This window comes from Pseudofrankia coriaricola, assembly GCF_001854805.1.
Classification (GTDB): Bacteria; Actinomycetota; Actinomycetes; order Frankiales; family Frankiaceae; genus Pseudofrankia.
The window spans coordinates 23,639-40,132 of sequence record NZ_MBLO01000280.1 but is presented as its reverse complement, the minus strand read 5'-3'; the positions used below and the strand labels follow the sequence as shown (position 1 = coordinate 40,132).

General features: G+C 70.0%; 19 protein-coding genes. 10 read left to right on the top strand and 9 right to left on the bottom strand.

What is annotated here, in order from left to right; all coding sequences use genetic code 11:
- Positions 1 to 20: 20 nt before the first annotated feature.
- Positions 21 to 575: a hypothetical protein gene (locus BCD48_RS44935; protein ID WP_071055032.1), complete on the bottom strand. Its 555-nt coding sequence runs from the start codon at positions 573 to 575 to the stop codon at positions 21 to 23.
- A gap of 149 nt (positions 576 to 724) precedes the next feature.
- On the opposite strand from BCD48_RS44935, the gene BCD48_RS44930 reads away from it, so the two are divergent.
- Positions 725 to 922: a helix-turn-helix transcriptional regulator gene (locus BCD48_RS44930; RefSeq protein WP_071055148.1), complete on the top strand. Its 198-nt coding sequence runs from the start codon at positions 725 to 727 to the stop codon at positions 920 to 922.
- Between the two features lie 103 nt (positions 923 to 1,025).
- Here BCD48_RS44930 and BCD48_RS44925 read toward each other — a convergent pair whose 3' ends face one another.
- Complete coding sequence (locus BCD48_RS44925; protein WP_071055030.1) at positions 1,026 to 1,667, bottom strand: CoA transferase subunit B; 642 nt, start codon at positions 1,665 to 1,667, stop codon at positions 1,026 to 1,028.
- Positions 1,664 to 2,410 carry a CoA transferase subunit A gene (locus tag BCD48_RS44920; protein WP_071055146.1) on the bottom strand — a complete coding sequence of 249 codons (747 nt, stop codon included), beginning with the start codon at positions 2,408 to 2,410 and terminating at the stop codon, positions 1,664 to 1,666. Before BCD48_RS44920 ends, BCD48_RS44925 begins: the two co-directional genes overlap by 4 nt.
- A 578-nt stretch (positions 2,411 to 2,988) precedes the next feature.
- Between BCD48_RS44920 and BCD48_RS44915 the strand changes: the two genes are divergently transcribed.
- Positions 2,989 to 3,687: a vWA domain-containing protein gene (locus tag BCD48_RS44915; protein WP_071055027.1), complete on the top strand. Its 699-nt coding sequence runs from the start codon at positions 2,989 to 2,991 to the stop codon at positions 3,685 to 3,687.
- A gap of 186 nt (positions 3,688 to 3,873) precedes the next feature.
- Here the strand turns inward: BCD48_RS44915 and BCD48_RS44910 are convergent, their stop codons facing one another.
- From BCD48_RS44910 to BCD48_RS44900, 3 genes are all read right to left on the bottom strand, one after another.
- Complete coding sequence (locus BCD48_RS44910; protein WP_131804248.1) at positions 3,874 to 4,893, bottom strand: HEAT repeat domain-containing protein; 1,020 nt, start codon at positions 4,891 to 4,893, stop codon at positions 3,874 to 3,876.
- A 1,224-nt stretch (positions 4,894 to 6,117) separates the two neighbouring features.
- Positions 6,118 to 6,924 (bottom strand): ABC-2 transporter permease family protein, encoded by an 807-nt coding sequence (locus tag BCD48_RS44905; RefSeq protein ID WP_071055021.1) that lies wholly within the window; start codon positions 6,922 to 6,924, stop codon positions 6,118 to 6,120.
- The gene (locus BCD48_RS44900) at positions 6,921 to 7,676 is read right to left on the bottom strand and encodes an ABC transporter ATP-binding protein (RefSeq protein ID WP_071055019.1); all 756 of its coding nucleotides are present in this window, start codon (positions 7,674 to 7,676) and stop codon (positions 6,921 to 6,923) included. The genes BCD48_RS44905 and BCD48_RS44900 overlap by 4 nt, the downstream gene beginning before the upstream one ends.
- A 114-nt stretch (positions 7,677 to 7,790) precedes the next feature.
- On the opposite strand from BCD48_RS44900, the gene BCD48_RS44895 reads away from it, so the two are divergent.
- From BCD48_RS44895 to pip, 3 genes are all read left to right on the top strand, one after another.
- Positions 7,791 to 8,972: a sensor histidine kinase gene (locus tag BCD48_RS44895; protein WP_071055017.1), complete on the top strand. Its 1,182-nt coding sequence runs from the start codon at positions 7,791 to 7,793 to the stop codon at positions 8,970 to 8,972.
- Positions 8,969 to 9,640 carry a response regulator gene (locus tag BCD48_RS44890; protein WP_071055014.1) on the top strand — a complete coding sequence of 224 codons (672 nt, stop codon included), beginning with the start codon at positions 8,969 to 8,971 and terminating at the stop codon, positions 9,638 to 9,640. The genes BCD48_RS44895 and BCD48_RS44890 overlap by 4 nt, the downstream gene beginning before the upstream one ends.
- A 69-nt stretch (positions 9,641 to 9,709) precedes the next feature.
- Complete coding sequence (gene pip, locus BCD48_RS44885) at positions 9,710 to 10,804, top strand: prolyl aminopeptidase (protein ID WP_241842483.1); 1,095 nt, start codon at positions 9,710 to 9,712, stop codon at positions 10,802 to 10,804.
- A gap of 30 nt (positions 10,805 to 10,834) precedes the next feature.
- On the opposite strand, the gene BCD48_RS44880 is transcribed toward pip, so the two are convergent.
- Entirely contained in the window at positions 10,835 to 12,073 is a 1,239-nt protein-coding gene (locus BCD48_RS44880; RefSeq protein WP_071055012.1) for an MFS transporter, read from the bottom strand.
- 288 nt (positions 12,074 to 12,361) lie between these two features.
- The gene (locus BCD48_RS44875) at positions 12,362 to 13,003 is read right to left on the bottom strand and encodes a dihydrofolate reductase family protein (RefSeq protein ID WP_071055144.1); all 642 of its coding nucleotides are present in this window, start codon (positions 13,001 to 13,003) and stop codon (positions 12,362 to 12,364) included.
- Positions 13,004 to 13,192: 189 nt separating this feature from the next.
- On the opposite strand from BCD48_RS44875, the gene BCD48_RS44870 reads away from it, so the two are divergent.
- The 5 genes from BCD48_RS44870 to BCD48_RS50965 all read left to right on the top strand — a co-directional run bounded on the left by BCD48_RS44870 (position 13,193) and on the right by BCD48_RS50965 (position 15,828).
- Positions 13,193 to 13,621 (top strand): ArsR/SmtB family transcription factor, encoded by a 429-nt coding sequence (locus BCD48_RS44870; RefSeq protein ID WP_083420186.1) that lies wholly within the window; start codon positions 13,193 to 13,195, stop codon positions 13,619 to 13,621.
- Positions 13,621 to 14,115: an SRPBCC family protein gene (locus tag BCD48_RS44865; protein WP_071055010.1), complete on the top strand. Its 495-nt coding sequence runs from the start codon at positions 13,621 to 13,623 to the stop codon at positions 14,113 to 14,115. The genes BCD48_RS44870 and BCD48_RS44865 overlap by 1 nt, the downstream gene beginning before the upstream one ends.
- Positions 14,108 to 14,800, top strand: a complete 693-nt coding sequence (locus tag BCD48_RS44860) for a TIGR03086 family metal-binding protein (RefSeq protein WP_083420185.1) — start codon at positions 14,108 to 14,110, stop codon at positions 14,798 to 14,800. The genes BCD48_RS44865 and BCD48_RS44860 overlap by 8 nt, the downstream gene beginning before the upstream one ends.
- Positions 14,801 to 14,841: 41 nt before the next feature.
- Complete coding sequence (locus BCD48_RS44855) at positions 14,842 to 15,459, top strand: LysE family translocator (protein ID WP_071055007.1); 618 nt, start codon at positions 14,842 to 14,844, stop codon at positions 15,457 to 15,459.
- Between the two features lie 174 nt (positions 15,460 to 15,633).
- Positions 15,634 to 15,828 carry a hypothetical protein gene (locus tag BCD48_RS50965; RefSeq protein ID WP_131804247.1) on the top strand — a complete coding sequence of 65 codons (195 nt, stop codon included), beginning with the start codon at positions 15,634 to 15,636 and terminating at the stop codon, positions 15,826 to 15,828.
- Here BCD48_RS50965 and BCD48_RS44850 read toward each other — a convergent pair.
- Positions 15,818 to 16,441, bottom strand: coding sequence for a DUF3592 domain-containing protein (locus BCD48_RS44850; protein WP_157910648.1), 624 nt, complete (start codon positions 16,439 to 16,441; stop codon positions 15,818 to 15,820). The genes BCD48_RS50965 and BCD48_RS44850 overlap by 11 nt on opposite strands.
- Between the last annotated feature and the right edge of the window lie 53 nt (positions 16,442 to 16,494).

Genomic DNA, 16,494 nt, shown 5'->3' with positions numbered 1-16,494 from the left:
GGTGAAGGCCAAGGTCGAGGTCAGGCTCGGCGGTCGCAGCACTCGCCGCGCCCGTCGCGCCCGTCGCGCCCGTCGCGCCGGTCGCGGAGCAGGTCCGCCAGGACGACGACCGTCTCCGGCGGGAGGAGGCGTGTCACCGCGTCGACCAGCCGCGCGCCGCTGGCGCCGTCCGGCGCGGCCGTCAGCAGTTCCCAGACCGCGAGCTGGTGCGGGGAGATGCCGCGGTCGGGACCGACTGCCGTGCCGACGTCCGGTACCCAGCCACCGGGAATGGTCGCCGCCTCCGCGCTCGCCGTCGGAGCCACGCCCGACCGGCTGTGCACCGGCGATGGCGGCGAGACTTCGGGAGCCTGGTCCTGGAAGATCAGGACGACCGAGGTGCCGCCGTGTTCCGGCCGGGCGTGGTCGACGTAGAGCGCGTCATCGATCAGCCGGGCCAGCTCCGTCAGGTCACGGCCCCGCGCGCCGGTGTGCAGCGCCAGCCCGAGCCGGCCTCCGCCCAGCGCGACGAGCCGCGCGGGCTCGCGGCGCCGCGGCCAGCCGGGTTGGTCGTGGGGAGCGGGGATACTGCCCATTGGGTCACTCCTGTCTAGGTCACAGCGAGTGGCCAAGGTTCGGGGCGGTGGTAGGACACCGCCCCGAACCGTTCGGCCCATCTCGTGGGGTTGGGCAACCCCACCGATCATCGTACCCAGATTTGGGGTTGCCCACTACGATGGCGGCCATGGCTGATGTCGAGTTGTGGACAACCGGAGACATCGCCGCACGGCTGGGAATCAGCACCGAGCGGGCCCGCCAGCTCACCCACCGCGCCGAGTTCCCCGAACCCGTCGGCGCCGCCAAGCACATCCGCTTCTGGCGCGCCGACCGGGTGGAGGACTGGATCGCGAGGCATCGCCCGAACCAGGCCCCGTCCACATAGCCCAGGTCACATCGAATACGCGGCCAAAGCCTGCCTGTGAAAGATGTCGGCCGGCCACCGCTGGACTCGGGCCGGTCGGCGCACGGGTCAGTCAGTCAGTCGGTCAGTCCAGGGCGACGGTGAGGTCCGGGCCAGTGGCCTTGCGGACCTCGTCGACCGTCACGTCGGGGGCGAGCTCGCGCAGGACGAAACCGGTGCCGGGGACGACGTCGAGGACGGCGAGGTCGGTGATGACGCGGTGGACGCAGGCCTTGCCGGTGAGCGGAAGTGTGCAGGCCTCGACCAGTTTGTGACTGCCGTCCTTGGCCGTGTGTTCCATCATGACGATGACCCGGCGGGCGCCGTGGACGAGGTCCATCGCGCCGCCCATGCCCTTGACCATCTTGCCGGGGATCATCCAGTTGGCCAGGTCGCCGCTGGCCGCGACCTGCATCGCGCCGAGCACGGCCACGTCGACGTGGCCACCGCGGATCATCGAGAACGAGGCCGCCGAGTCGAAGTACGCCGCGCCGGGCAGGACGGTGACCGTCTCCTTGCCGGCATTGATGAGATCCGGGTCGACGGCGTCCTCCGTCGGGTACGGGCCGACGCCGAGCACGCCGTTCTCGCTGTGCAGGACGACGGTGACGCCCGGCGGAAGGTAGTTCGGCACGAGCGTCGGCAGGCCGATCCCGAGGTTCACATACTGGCCGTCGGCCAGCTCCTGGGCGACCCGGGCGGCAAGCTCCGCGCGCGTGCGGCTCATGCCGTCACCGTCCTCTTCTCGATGCGCTTCTCGACGCCGGGCGTGTGCAGGACGCGCTGCACGAAGATGCCGGGGGTGTGCACCTCGGCCGGGTCGAGCTCGCCCGGCTCGTAGAGCTCCTCGACCTCGGCGATGGTGATCCTGCCGGCGGCGGCGCACAGCGGGTTGAAGTTCGCCGCGCTCTCCCGGTAGACCAGGTTGCCGTGCCGGTCGCCCTTCCAGGCGTGGACCAGCGCGAAGTCGCAGGCGATCGCTCGCTCCAGCACGTACTCCTCGCCGTCGAAGACGCGGGTCTCCTTGGGCTCGGAGGCGAGCGCGACACCGCCCTTGCCGTCGTAACGCAGCGGAAGGCCGCCTTCGGCGACCTGGGTGCCAACACCGGCCGGGGTGTAGAAGGCAGGGATGCCAGCGCCGCCGGCGCGCAGCCGCTCGGCGAGCGTCCCCTGCGGGACGAGCTCGACCTCGAGCTCACCGGCGAGGAACTGCCGCTCGAACTCCTTGTTCTCCCCGACATAGGAGCCGGTGGTCCGCGCTATCCGACCGGCGCGCAGCAGCATGCCCAGGCCCCAGCCGTCCACGCCGCAGTTGTTGCTGACCGTCCGCAGCCCGGACACACCGGCGTCCAGAAGGGCCTCGATCAGCGCGCTCGGGATGCCGCACAGCCCGAAGCCGCCGACCGCCAGCGACGCGCCGTCGCCGACGTCCGCCACCGCATCAGCCGCGGCCGCCACCACCTTGTCCACCACTCACCCGCCTCTTGAATCGCACCGGCCAGGCCATCCTGCCCGACGACGGCCCGCCAGTGCGGCTTCAGCCAAGGTTGCCCCGATAACATCGCCGCGCCGTGAGCTTGATCACCGGTTCTGTATCCGGATCCGAATGGGCGAAGGGCCCGGCGTTCGGATCCGGATACAGTCCTGGCGATCTTCCGCACAGCCGAGCGCCGGTGATCGCCAGCCGAGTATGCGAACTGGCGTCCAGTCACCGTCCATCGCCGCCGTGGGAACGACCCGGACACGTCGCGGTTCTCCCCGCCCAGCACCGCCCCGGCCCAACGCGGCGCGGCGCGGCGCATCAACTTCGCGACACTCGGCGCGGGGCGATGTCCCCGCATGGTCAACATGGTCTGCGGGCGGATCTCGACGGTTCCGCCCAGCGCGGAGTCGGCTGGTCATCGCGAACTCTCCTCCCCCGCCCCGGCCGGGCGAGGCGTCGCCCGCCACAGAGAACTGGCTGGCCGCTTACGCGCTCACATCCGGCGTCGTCCGCCATCCATCTCCCTTTCCCCGGACCACCGTCCGACGAGGAGGAAGCCCGGAACATGAGCCACCCCAAGGAAAACCCACCGCACGCCGTCGACATCGTGTTGTGCATCGACGTGACCGGCAGCATGTCCTCGATCATCGAGACGGTGAAGAAAGACGCCCTGACCTTCCACAACCGCCTCGCGGACAAGGTCGCGGGAAAAGGCAAGTCCTTGGGCCAGCTACGGCTGAAGGTCATAGCCTTTCGGGACTTCGGGGACCGGGCAGATGACGCCATTCAGGAGTCGGAGTTCTTCCAGCTCCCAGCGGAGGCGAGACAGTTCGAGAAGTTCGTGCGGGGACTGCGGGCCACCGGCGGTGGCGACGCGCCGGAGTCGGCGCTGGAGGCGCTGGCACTGGCGATCCAGGCGCCCTGGGAGCGCGAGCTACCCCGCACCCACCACGTCATCGTCATGTTCACCGACGCGGCGGCGCACCCGCTCGGCAAGCACCGCTCCAAGGCTCGCACCTACTACCCCAAGAACATCGCCAAGGACTTCGACACGCTGTTCGACCAGTGGGGCCATGAGAACAGCACTTCCGCGCGCATGGACCCCTCGGCGAAGCATCTGGTGCTGTTCGCGCCCGACCAGACCCCCTGGACCGGCATCTCCGAGACCTGGGACAACACCCTGCACGCTCGATCCCGGGCCGGGCATGGCCTCGACGACATCTACATCGAGGAGATCATCTCGACGATCGCCCACCGGCTGTAGGCCCGCGGATATTCGGCGGCCGAGTGGCGCCGCGACCGTCGACAGGATCGACCCGAGCGCGCCAGCCGCCAAGGCCGAACCTTGCACACGGTGAGCAACTGCGGCAACCCACCCATGAGAGTGCCCATCAGCCGAGGGCCGCCGGATCAGCCAGCGCGTCACGATCCGGCTAGCGGTGCCGGCCGCTTACAGGGACGCGAAGGGGTTTTCGGGGTCCTGGGCCGGTGAGTTGTTGAGGAACGCGGCGAGCCATACGGCGAGGCTGCCGGCCCAGGCGAGGTCATCCTGCCACGGCACCTGCAGCATCCACTGCTCCATCTCCGGCGTGGTGGCCGTTGCGAGCAGGTCAAGCAGGCGCCGCGGAGGCGGCGCCACGGTCGCGCACAGCCACGCCAGCGCCCCGGCGAGACGGAGATCGATCGAGCTGTCCTCGTCCGTCCACAGCTGCTCGGCCCATGCCACGGCTACTGCCGCCTCAGATCGTTCGAGCGCGAGCTGGGTGAGCGCGAGCACCAGGCTGATCCGCACCGGCTCGTCATCCTCCAACGCCAGCCGTGCCCGCAGCGCCTGCGACACCACAGGTGGCGCTCCTGGCACGGTGGCCAGCGCGTAGGCGGCGGCCGCACGCACCGCCGCGTCGGCGTCATCAAGCAGCGGGATCAGCAGCGAGACGTCCGCGGTGATCGCCTCGCGCGCCGCCTCCAACGTCAACTGGACGGGGTACCCGGAGACATCGAACCGCAGATCCTCGGGTGGATAATCCACCCGGAGCAGGTCCTGGCGCAGATCGCCCCCGAAATGGTCGCGATGGCCCGCCTCGGCCGCCAGCAACAGCAGACCGGCGCGGCAGTGCGCGGCCGGGTGGGCAGCGAGCCGGATCAGGAACGGCACCGCCAAAGCCGCCGGGGCGGAGGTGCCACCCTGGTGACGAATCCTGCCCCACAGGCCGCCGAGCTCACGCGACACGACATCCGGATCGCCGTCGGAAAGCGCACGCAGCGAGTCAGGCACGTCCCCGGCCCTTCCGAACGCATGGTGATATCGCCGCCACGGCACAGCATCGACCGCAAGCCTGCCGCTGGCCCGCAGCTCCGGCAGCACACGGCGAACATCACGTAACCACCGGTACTCGCCGAGCCCCTCCATCACCTGCCGGCGGAGTCCCCAGTCGTCCCCAACGCCCTCGACCACACCCTCGTCAGCCACAGCCCGATCATGACGACAAGCACCGACAGATTCCGACACCGCCGCCAGCCCGCAGACAGGTGATTGCTACCTACGCCCCCTCGTGGTCGAGATTCGGCTCCGCGGACAACCGCCGGGGAGCAGAAACGGCGATCATTGGCCGCTGCGGCGCACCGTGGCGGCTGGAGCGAGGCGGCTGCGGTGACGACTCCCGGCGGCCACCGGCCAGCATGTGACGCGCGCCACCATTTGCTATGTAGTTCGCCGTTTCGCTGTGGTCCGAAACCGACCCACTCACACTGACCACGGCCTCCGGCCACCCCGATAACCCGGGCAGTCAGCGTCAACGTCGGGATCCGGGCCGCACACAGACCCGCCGAGCCCTACCGTCCCGGCCGCCCACGCTGTCAGCCTCAACGGCCAGATCGGCTCCCCCAAGCCGACAGCCATCCGCACAGCGATGCAGGCGGCAGAAGCCACGTTGACACCGAAGCCCACAGCCTGTTCGGCCCCGGAGACCGTGACCGGCCCCTCACCACCCGGGATGAGACAGCCTCGCTCCCGCGACGGGTGACAATGGACGCACCGCCGCTACCCCCGGCGAGGAGGTGACCCGACGCATCGCCGCGACCTGCCCAGCGCCCACGGCCCTGCCTCCACCACGACCGGCCGGATGTTCTGGCTCGACAGCCCGAGCAACCGCTCGCACCCGTCAGGGAGCCCGCCACCGGCCGACCCGGACAGACATATCGGGCATGATCGCGTCGCGGAGTTTTCGTACCCCTTTTGAGGTGCCGCCGTCGCCGTTTTGGGAGAAGCGTCGAATGTCAGACGACCGGATAGTTACGCCGAGGCTCACCCCTGGAGGAGCCCTAATAGTCCTCGCAATGTCGGTCGGCACAGCGGTTATCGTTATCCTTGCTGTCACAATTGCCGTTCCGCCAGGCGAGCGCCGCGCGATGATACCCGAACTCTTGTCCGACCTACTGTTCGGCACATTCTTCTTGATGATCATACTTGCATTGTGCGTAGGGATATCGTTTCTTCCTTCATAGTCCTGTGGCGGTCGGGCTCGAGTCGCGGCCCACGGGACGCGACGGGAGGCCGGTGGCATGGTGCCAGGCGTCGCGGAGCCCCGCGCCGACAGGGCGTCGGGATGGCATCCGGTCGTGTGCGCCGCGCCGAGTCCGGTCCAGCTCGTGGTGTGACTCACCGGCCACACCGCCGCCGTGCGCTCGAGGGCGTTCACGCCGGACGGATGTCGCGGCGATGAGCAAGTGAGATGGCGGCCACGAGGGCGACGGTGGTGTAAGCCGCGGTGACGACGAAGCCGTGCCAGGGCCCGGCAAAGTAGTCGGGGCGTTGGACGGTGTGTTGGATGGAGAAGCCGGCGAACGGTGTCCAGCGTTGAGTGAACTGCTGTATGCGGTCGCTGGTGGCGAGCAGGCCAGGCAGCAGGAGCGTCGCGACGACGACCGGGATCGCGATCGAGGTACGCCGCACGATCGTCGTGATGCCGACGGCGTAGACGGCGATCAAGGTGGTCAGTAGTCCGGTGCCGACGATCGCGCGTAGGAATGGCCCGCTGAACAGGTCGGGTTCGGGGTAGCTGGGGGCGACATAGCCCTGGCCTCGTTGGAGCGGGCGGGCCACGAGATAGGAGGCCCAGGACGAGGCGATGCCGATGATGAGGGTGCTTGCAGCGGCGACGGACGCCTTGGCGAGAATCACCCGGTGGCGGCGCGGGGTCGCGGTGTAGCTGGTCGAGATCATGCCTGAGCGTTCCTCGTTGCCGATCGCTGTCGCGCCGACGACCGCGGCGATGACGACGCCGATGAGCACGCCCACGAGGGTGTTGGCGACGATGTCGTCGTCACCGGGTGCGCCGGGCGGGTCGGTGGAGGGGGTGTTGGCGACGACGAGCGCGGAGAACCCGACAGGGAGGGTGGCAAGCAGGCCCATCGCGGTGAGCGTGCCGCGGCTGCCGACGGTCTTGATCCATTCTGCCCGGACGGTCCTGAGGCGAGGATGCGGCCTGGAGTTCGGGGTCATGGACGGACTTCCTCGGGTGAGGTGACGACTCGCAGGTAGACGTCTTCGAGACTGGGACGGTCGGCGGCGTCGGGGCTGCCCATCAGCAGCGATGCGATGCTGGCGTCGGCGGCGATCCGGCCGCGGTGGATCACGACGACGCGGTCGGCGATGCCTTCAAGTTCGCGCATCAGGTGCGAGGAGACGAGGACAGCCCGGCCTTCGTCGCGGAGGTTCCTCGCCAGCCGGCGAAACCAGACCATGCCTTCGGGGTCGAGTCCGTTCATCGGTTCGTCGAGTATGAGAATCGGTGGGTCGCCAAGTAGGGCCGCGGCAACGCCGAGCCGCTGCTTCATGCCGAGCGAGTATCCGCCGACCCGGCGTCGAGCGGCGGTGCCGAGGCCGACCTGTTCGAGGAGCGCGTCGACGCGGGCCGCGCGGATGCCGCCTGCCGCGGCCAGCCAGCGCAGATGGGTGCGGCCGGTCAGCCCAGGGTTCACGGCGGTGGCATCAAGCAGCGAGCCGATCCGGGTGAGCGGGGCATCGAGGTGCCGGTAGAGCTGGCCCGCGACCAGTACCCGGCCCGCGCTCGGGCTGGCCAGCCCGAGCGCGATGCGCATCGAGGTCGTCTTGCCGGAGCCGTTCGGGCCGACGAGGGCGGTGACCGTGCCTGGTGGCACCGTGAACGTGACGTCGTCGAGCGCGACCACGGTGCCGAACCGTTTCGTCAGCGCCTCAAATGTCAGGCCGGGTTGTGGAAGGTTCGATCGCATGGCTGGGACGGTAGGGACGGCCACGTCGGCGGCGGATCCCCCGCGGGAGCGGTTGTCGGCCTCCCCCGAGCGAGCGATGCGGGATCACCGGCCGGCCAGACAGACTGGTCGGCGATGAGCGCACAAGTCCGCCCGGCGATCGTTGGTCGCGTCGAGGGCACGCTGGTCGACATTCTGGCGATGCCATGGCCGTGGATCGGCGCCGCGGGAACGCTCCTGATCGCGGCGGTGGCCCAGGTGGGCCTCGACGACCGGTTCCTGACATCCATCGCGATCGCCGTGCCCCTCGCCTTCGTCGTTCGCCTCCCGCGCGCGGCGGCAGCGGTCGCCGTGGTCGCGGCGTTGGGCTGGCTTTTCCCGCGGGCCCAGCCAATCCCGGTCGGCGCCGGGGCAGGCCTCATGATCGTGTGCGCGGTGGCCGCCTACCGGCTGACGGCGATCGACACCTGTGTGATCGGCGCGTTGTTCCTCGTCAACGCCGTGACGCCGTTCAACTCCGCCGAACCGGGAGCCGCCGGCTACCTGTTGCTCGCCGTCGTGACCGCGGCACTCGGTCTCGGCCGGCTCCTACGGAGCCGGAACGCGATCATCGCGGAACACGAGGCACTCGCCGTCGCCCATACGTCGACGCTGCGCGAGCGCTCGATCCTGGTCGACCGCGCGGCCATCGCACGGGAGCTGCACGATGTCGTCGCCCACCACATCTCGCACATTGCGATCCAGGCTGAGACCGCCCGCTACACGACGCCTGACCTGCCCGAGCTCGCCGGCACGCGACTCGCCGCGATCGGCGAGTCCGCCCGCGACGCGCTCGCCGAAATGCGACGCATCCTTACGGTGATCCGTTCCCCCGCCCCACCCCGCGGCGGCGCAGCGGTCAGCCAGCCCGAATCGGCTCGCGCACCCCGCCCGGGCCTCGACCAGCTCTCCGCGCTGATCGAGGCCACCCGCGTCCTGGGCACCGTGGTCACCGTCACCGTGAGCGGAAGCCCAGCCCCGCTCCCCGCCGGCACCGACCTCGTCTCCTACCGGGTGATCCAGGAAGCCCTCACGAACGCCCGTCGCCACGCTCCCGGCGCCGACGTCGACATCGCGGTTGACTACACGCCGTGCCTGCTCCGCCTGATGATCAACAACGGCGCCCCGGACCTGGCCTTGCCCGCCGACAGCGCCGGACTCGGTCTGGTCGGCATGCGTGAACGGGTCGACGCGGTGGGCGGGACCCTGCGCCACGGGCACAGGACCGACGGTGGGTTCGAGGTCGTCGCGGAGCTTCCCCTCCGACGGAACCGATGACCGCGCCAGCACCGATCCGGGTGACAATCGCCGACGACGATGGAATCGTCCGGGCCGGTTTCTCCGCCTTGCTGGCGACCCGGGACGACATCGTCGTCGTCGGTACCGCACGCGACGGACAGGACGCGATCCGAGCCGCGACGGCACATCGCCCCGACGTAGTCCTGATGGACGTCCGCATGCCCGTCCTCGACGGCATCGCCGCGACCCGCGCCATCACGACCACGCTCGCACCCGCACCCCGGGTGATCGTTCTCACGACGTTCGACCTCGACGAGTATGTCTATGACGCACTCGTCGCGGGAGCCAGTGGGTTCCTCTTGAAGGACCTACCGGCGACGACCCTGTTCGACGCTGTACGCGTCGTTGCCCGCGGTGACGCCCTCCTCACCCCTGACATCACCCGACGCCTCATCGACGAGTTCGTCCGCCTCCGGCCCCGCGTCCGGCCCGACCGGCTCGCCCAGCTCACAGCGCGTGAGACCGACGTCCTGCGCCTGCTCGCCGCCGGCCATTCCAACCCCGAGATCGCCGCCCGGCTCTACATCGCCAACGAGACCGTGAAGACACACGTCAGCAGCATCCTCGCCAAGCTTGCGGCTCGTGACCGTACCCAGGCCGTCATTACCGCCTACGAGTCCGGGCTCATCCACCCGGGCGCCCCATAGACAGCCTCGCCGGCCCTCCGTATGGACCACATCGCCGTTGCAGCCAGGGCCGGCCACGGAAGGAAACAGATGAGGGAGTTGTTCCCGGCCATCGAGCCGTACGCCCATGGCTTTCTCGATGTCGGCGAGGACAACCAGATCTACTGGGAGACCAGCGGCAACGCGGGCGGCAAGCCCGCGTTGTGGGTGCACGGCGGCCCTGGCAGCGGCGGACGCCGTGGCAGCCGCCGGATGTTCGACCCCGAGGTCTATCGGATCATCCTGTTCGACCAGCGCGGTTGCGGCCAGAGCCGGCCCCATGCCTGCGACCCGGCCGTCAGCCTGGAGCACAACACCACCGAGCACCTGATCGCCGACATGGAGCGGCTGCGCGAGCACCTGGGCATCGAGCGGTGGCTCCTCTACGGCGGCTCGTGGGGCTCGACGCTGATCCTCGCCTATGCCGAGCGCCACCCCGACCGGGTCTCGGAGATCATCCTTGTCGGCGTCACCATGACCAGGCCCGAGGAAATCGACTGGCTCTACCGCGGTGTCGGCCGCCTCCTGCCAGCCGAGTGGGAAGCATTCCACGAGGCCTTGCCGACGGCGGACCGGGACGGCGATCTCGTCGCCGCCTACAACCGGCTGTGCAACAGCCCGGACCCGACGGTCCGGATGAACGCAGCGCGAGCCTGGTGTGCTTGGGAAGACGCCGTCATCGCCCACGAGACGCTCGGCGCCCCGGGCCAGTACAGCGGCAAACCCGACGATGCGCTCCTGGCATTCGTCCGTATCTGTACGCACTACTTCGCCCACAGCGCCTGGCTCGAGGACGGCCAGCTGCTACGCGACGCCCACCGGCTGGCCGGCATCCCGGCGGCGCTGATCCACGGCCGGCTCGACCTCGCCAGCCCGCTCAGGACCGCCTGGGACCTCGCCGCAGCCTGGCCCGACGCGGAACTGAAGGTCATCGCCGAGTCCGGCCACACCGGCAGCCCCGCCACCAAGGAAGCGATCATGGAAGCGATCGAACGGTTCAGCCAAGCTGACGCTGGCCCACAGCCCTCGTCCAGCCAATCAACGTTAACTCCGTCAGCAGTGGCACCGTCGGCAGCCGCCGACAGCCCCATCCGACGTGATCCAGGCCGCCGTTCGGTATGTAGTCCGCCGTTTCGCCGCGGCTAATGGTCGACCGCATGGCGCGCCGCTGTGCGGCTAAAGCCGCTCAAAGTCGGCAGCCTCAGGTTCACTGACGGCATCCCCTTTGGCCACAGCGCTCAGATCCTTGGCCTGGCGTAGGGCCCTCAGCTCGCCCAAGGCGCTGGTTGCGATCAGCAGAAGAGCGAACGCCACGCCTGCGAGGACGGCAACGGACGGCGAGGCCACGCTCTGCACAGCGCCAACGAGCGTGGCACTGGCCGCGTAGCCGACACCGGTCGCCGCATACATCACCGAGTACGCCGCCGCGTACGCGCTGGGCGGCAAAGCCTCGCGCAGTGACAGGGCGCGGGTTACCTGAACACCGGCCGCCAGCTGGCCTGCGACGAGTAGAGCGCCGGCGATCCAGGGCAGCGAATCTGCCGCAGCGACGACGGCCACGCACCCGGCGACGGCCAGGAGGAGAACCAGGCTCTGCGTACGCAGCGAGCCGGGCCAGGTGCCCCGCAGGCCATACAGAGCGGCACCGGCGGCCGAGGCGATCGAGAATCCCGCGAGGAGAGGGCCTGCCCAGCCGACGCCGATCGCCCGCTGTTCCAGCAGCGCGGGCAGGACGAGTTCGGCCAGTGCCAGCAGGGACATCGCGGCACCACCGGTGACGTAGATGGGCCATGCGCGGACGAGTGTCCGCGCCATGGAAACGCCCTCCCGATCATCCGCGTCCACCATCCAGCCAGCGGGCTGTGCCCACAGTCCTGCCGCGGCGGCGGCCATCAGTACCGCGGCGAGAAGGAGCGGCAGGGATGGGGCAAGGCTCAGCGCGAGTACCCCGGCGAGCGCGGGGGCAGCGGCCCAGACCACGGAGGTAAGGACGGACTCGGCACTGAGCGCCTCGACGACGAGGGCCTCCGGAAGCTGCGAGGTCAACAGGGTGCGCAACCCTCCGGGTGCCGCGGCGGGCGCGGCGCCGGCAAGCACGGCGAGGGCTCCGAGCACCAGGACGTGCGCGTCGAGCAGGAACCCGAGCCCGGCGAACGCACAAGCCCCGACGGCCAACCCAACCGCCAGGTGGCCGCGGGCCCGCTCTGGCTTCAGCCACGGGCCGAGCACCGCGGCCCCGACCACCTCGCCGATCACATAGGCCGCGGCGAGCCCGGCGCCCACCGCATACCCACCGGGGCGCTCGCGCACGAGAAAGACGAGTGCTAGCGGTGCCATCGCGACGGGCAGCCGGGCGCCGACGGCGACGAGAGCCCAGACGAGGACAGGGCGGGTGGCAAGCTCGCGATAACCCACGGCAACCTCAGCGCGCTCGAGTTGCGTTCACGGCGTCGGGCGGTCAGCACGTCGGGTGGCTGACGTCGGCGTCGCGCCAGCGCCGACAGGTCTGGGAATCGCGGGCCGGCAGGAGTGGCAGGGATGGTTCGAGTTGGCGATCATGTCCGGCCGGCCATCGACGGCCAGTCCCCCCAATCTCCACGGGAAAGCGCCGGGAGCCAAGCCTCAACAGCCACCGCAAGGCCCCACCAGATACGGTCCGGTCACCGCTCAACGCGCAGCCAGCTCGCCGTCCCGCCGCTGCGACTACCTGACGACGCGGTATCGCAGGTGGGTCACTCCAGGGGCCTCGACGACCCTGAGAAGCTCCAGATCGATGCCGTCCGGCCCAAGGTGGTCGAACAGGCGGATACCGGTGCCGAGCAGCACCGGGACGAGGTGGATCTGTATCTCGTCGACCAGCCCCGCCTGAAGGCACTGCTGCGGGACGCTCGATCCCATCAGGCTCACCCAGCGGTCCCCGGCCGCCGCCTTCGCCTGCTTGACGGCGCTCTCGATGCCGTCCGTGACGAATGTGTAGCGGCTCTCGCCTTGCGGCACCTGGTCCGGCACACGGTGGGTCACGACGAAGAGCGGCAGCCCGGGCAGCGGCCCGTTCCCGCCCCACGCACCGCTGATGTCGTAGGTCCGCCGACCGGTCACGACCGCCCCGCCGCTGTCCACCAGCTCTTCGAACACCTTGGCGCTGGCGGCGGCGAGTTTGAACGGTGGTACCGGCACGCCTCGACGCTCGGCCTCCTGGTAGGGGCGAATGGGGGTGTCGCCGTCGAAGTACCAGTCGAAGATGCGCCTGACGCCCTCGCCCTCGCCGTCCGGATGCTCGGCATCGCTCCTGCCAGCGATGAAACCGTCCAGGGACATCGTGAGAGCCACGATCACCTTGGCCATGAAGTGCTGCTCCTCTCCGCTTCTCTCAATGTGGGTGGGGCTGCCGGAGACGCCGGCGCGCCGCGGGCGCACGTACCCGCCCGCCTGGTCCACACGCTCCGGTCCCTTGCCATTCTCAACCAGACGGTTGACGTCTGACGCCAGCCACTCTAGCCTTCTCATCAACCGGTTGGTTGAGGAGTCGAGGGAATGGTGGACCAGCTCTCCCAGGTGTTCGCGGCGCTCGCCGACCCGACGCGGCGCGACCTGGTCGCGCGGCTGACGGACGGGGACGCCACGGTCGGCGAGCTGGCGGCGCCATACTCGGTCTCCGTCCAGGCGGTGTCCAAGCACCTCAAGGTGCTCGAGCAGGCGGGCCTCGTCAGCCGCACCGACGGCGGTCACCGCAGCCCGGTGCACCTGGAGGCGCAGGTCTTCGACCTGGCGACGGCCTGGCTGGAGCGGTACCGCCGCCAGGCCGAGCAGCGCTACCGCCGTCTCGACGCCGTCCTCGCCGCCATGAACGACGACGAGAACAACGAGAACGCCCACCACCCGGCGAACCACCCCGGTACCAAGAACCCGAGCAAGAACAACGCCCGCGCACGCAACGCGGCCGAGAGCAGAGAGAGCGCCTGATGACCACCACGAAGACTGTCAGCATCGAAGCCGACCCGAACGTGCCGTTGGTCCGGATCATCCGTGACTTCGCCGCGACCCCGGCGCAGCTGTTCCGGGCACACACCGACCCGGAGCTGTTCGCTCGCTGGGCCGGCCCCGACGGCATGGACAACCGCATCGACTACTGGGACGCCCGTACCGGCGGTAGCTGGCGCTACGTCGCCCACCGGGACGGCGCCGAGTTCGCCTTCCACGGTTCGTTCCACGAGATCCGCCCCGACCGGCTCGTGCAGACGTTCACCTACGAGGGCGCGCCCGACAGCGTCGCGCTGGAGACCCTGTGGTTCGAGGACCTCGGCGACGGCCGTACCCGCCTGCACGCCCAGTCCCTCGTCGACAGCTTCGAGGGCCGCGACGCCTTCGTGAACAGCGGCATGGAGGTCGGCATCGAGCAGGGCTACGTGAAGCTGGACGCGGTCCTGGACGCGGTCCTGGCCGCCGACGATGCCTGAGACAACCCGCGAGCAGTCGCCGTCGCCGTCGTTCCAGGGCGACCGGGGCGCCGGCGGCGTGCTCGCCGACCTCAGGGACCCCATCGAACCTGTCGACCTCGTCGCGCTCGCCGGCCAGCCGGCCGAGCGCCACCGGCACGTCGCGGCGACGTTCACCGACCGGGTACTCGGCACCCGCGACTGGGACACGCAGTCCCCTGTGGCCGAGTGGGGGGCACGCGACGTCGTCCGCCACCTGTGCGAGTGGTTCCCAAGCTTCCTCGAAGCCGGGACGGGGATCGAGCTCGCCCGCGGACCGTCGGCCGACGCCGACCCGGTCGAGGCCTGGCGGGTACACGCGGACGCCGTGCAGGCCCTGCTCGACGACCCGGCGACGGCGGACCGGGTGCTGCGCAACCCCCACATCGGCGAAATCCCGCTCCCGGCGGCGGTCGACCAGTTCTACACGGTCGACATCTTCATGCACACATGGGACCTGGCCCGGGCCACCGGCCAGGACGACCGTCTCGACCCCGGGCTGTGCGCCGTCCTGCTGGAGGGGATGGCGGGCATGGAGGACGCGATCCGGGCCTCCGGGCAGTACGGGCCGCGCGTGCCAGTCCCGGACGGGTCCGACGTCCAGACCCGGATGCTCGGGTTCATCGGCCGATACCCGCTCTTCGCGCCGTCGGGCACGGCGCCGTAAACGCGGTTTCGCCAGGCACGCCGGCGTCCTAATCTCGATAGGTGCTTGTCGCGGTTACCACCTTCACGGTCGCGTCCGTGCTCGTCGTGCTGCTGCCGGGGCCGGACACACTGGTCGTGGTGCGCAACCTGATGAATGGTGGGCGCCGGCTCGGCCTGCGGGCTTCGCTCGGCGCCATGACAGGCCTGTCCATCTGGGTGGTCGCCGCGTCGCTGGGGCTGTCCGCGCTGCTGACGGCGAGCCACGACGGGTACCTCGCACTGCGCATCGTCGGCGCGGTCTACCTCGGCTGGATGGGTCTGACCACGCTGCGGGCAAGGTCCCACGGTGACCCCGGCGCGGCGGCCGAGCCTCGCCGGGGCCTGATCGGGAGCGGCTTCACCTCCGGCCTGCTGACCGACCTGCTGAACCCCAAAGTCGGGGTCTTCTTTATGACCTTCATGCCAGGCTTCATCCCCGAGGGCGCCCCGGTGGCCGCGACGTCACTGCTGCTGGGCGGGATCTTCGTCGCGCTGGCGGCCCTCTACTACCTCGCACTGCTCGCCCTGTCGGGACCGGTGAGGCGCTGGCTGTCCGACGGCCCGGTCCGGCGCTGGGTGGACCGCGTCACCGGCCTCGTCCTGATCGCCTTCGGCGTCCGCCTCGCCGTCGAGCCCTGAGCCGTCTCCAGTCAGCCAGCCAGGTTCGCGCCAGACGGAGTCACGCGGTCACCAGCCGACGGGCACGTGATCGCCCCGATCCTGATCGGGCTCCATCGGTCGTCAGACTGCTCACCCTGCCCGGCCCGATCATGCGCTGGATGGCCGATGCCCGGTCCGTCGCGGGGTCGACGGGTGCTCCACCGGAAGGACGCGTCCACTGGCCCTCGGGTGACGGTCTACGCCAGCCCGTTCACCGACGTCAGGTACGACCTCCCGGGCGCGTTCGAGAAGTCCGTGACGTTCGCCGAGGATGGGACGATCACCGTGCACGGGCGGGACGGGGCCGCGCTCACGCTGCCGCTGGAGAACTACAAGATCACAACCTAGCCCCTGGCCGCCGCCGAGCCAGGCCGATCACGCCGACGACGGCGCACACCGCCCCGGTGGCGGCGCCCGCCAGGTCCCACCACATCGGCTCACCGTTCACCCAGCTCGCCAGCGCCACGCGTCCGGGCTGCTCCGGGTCGTAGATGATCCGGACGGCGTCGCCCTCATCTACGGACGAGGTCACCCAGAAGCCGAGCCTGCGCTGTTCGACGTGCTGGCCGACGGTGTACCGGACGGTGGCGTGGTCTAGCCCACGGTTCGACTCAACCGCGACCACCTGCGCCATAGCAGGTGTGCCATGGGCCGACAGGTCCGCAAGCAGCTCGTGGTCGTGCCAGGCCGCGCGTAGCTGGACGACGAGCGCGACCAGACCGACGATCGTCAGCACCGTCAAAAGGACCAGATCGCTGGGCGGGGGTCGGAGTCTGACCGACCGCCGGGTGGGCAGCGCGAACGAGCTCGGGGCATCCAACGGCTCGGCGGTCCGGATCCGGATGACGACCGGCCCCCGCGGCGCGGCCCCGCCGGCGACCGCCGGCGGACCGGCCGCGGACGTCTCAGGATCAACAACTGGCGCGAGATCCGCGGGTTGCGGCGGCACACCGTCTGCCACGCCAGACTCGCCTCGCTTCCATGGCAACACCCCAGTCGGACCACCTCAGTTAT

Coding starts and splice junctions, on each gene's coding strand:
- BCD48_RS44915 (WP_071055027.1), top strand. CDS start 2,989: ATGAGCCACCCCAAGGAAAACCCACCGCACGCCGTCGACATCGTGTTG.
- BCD48_RS44895 (WP_071055017.1), top strand. CDS start 7,791: ATGAGCGCACAAGTCCGCCCGGCGATCGTTGGTCGCGTCGAGGGCACG.
- BCD48_RS44935 (WP_071055032.1), bottom strand. CDS start 575: ATGGGCAGTATCCCCGCTCCCCACGACCAACCCGGCTGGCCGCGGCGC.
- BCD48_RS44870 (WP_083420186.1), top strand. CDS start 13,193: ATGGTGGACCAGCTCTCCCAGGTGTTCGCGGCGCTCGCCGACCCGACG.
- BCD48_RS44925 (WP_071055030.1), bottom strand. CDS start 1,667: ATGAGCCGCACGCGCGCGGAGCTTGCCGCCCGGGTCGCCCAGGAGCTG.
- BCD48_RS44865 (WP_071055010.1), top strand. CDS start 13,621: ATGACCACCACGAAGACTGTCAGCATCGAAGCCGACCCGAACGTGCCG.
- BCD48_RS44905 (WP_071055021.1), bottom strand. CDS start 6,924: ATGACCCCGAACTCCAGGCCGCATCCTCGCCTCAGGACCGTCCGGGCA.
- BCD48_RS44890 (WP_071055014.1), top strand. CDS start 8,969: ATGACCGCGCCAGCACCGATCCGGGTGACAATCGCCGACGACGATGGA.
- pip (WP_241842483.1), top strand. CDS start 9,710: ATGAGGGAGTTGTTCCCGGCCATCGAGCCGTACGCCCATGGCTTTCTC.
- BCD48_RS44930 (WP_071055148.1), top strand. CDS start 725: ATGGCTGATGTCGAGTTGTGGACAACCGGAGACATCGCCGCACGGCTG.
- BCD48_RS44860 (WP_083420185.1), top strand. CDS start 14,108: ATGCCTGAGACAACCCGCGAGCAGTCGCCGTCGCCGTCGTTCCAGGGC.
- BCD48_RS44900 (WP_071055019.1), bottom strand. CDS start 7,676: ATGCGATCGAACCTTCCACAACCCGGCCTGACATTTGAGGCGCTGACG.
- BCD48_RS44875 (WP_071055144.1), bottom strand. CDS start 13,003: ATGGCCAAGGTGATCGTGGCTCTCACGATGTCCCTGGACGGTTTCATC.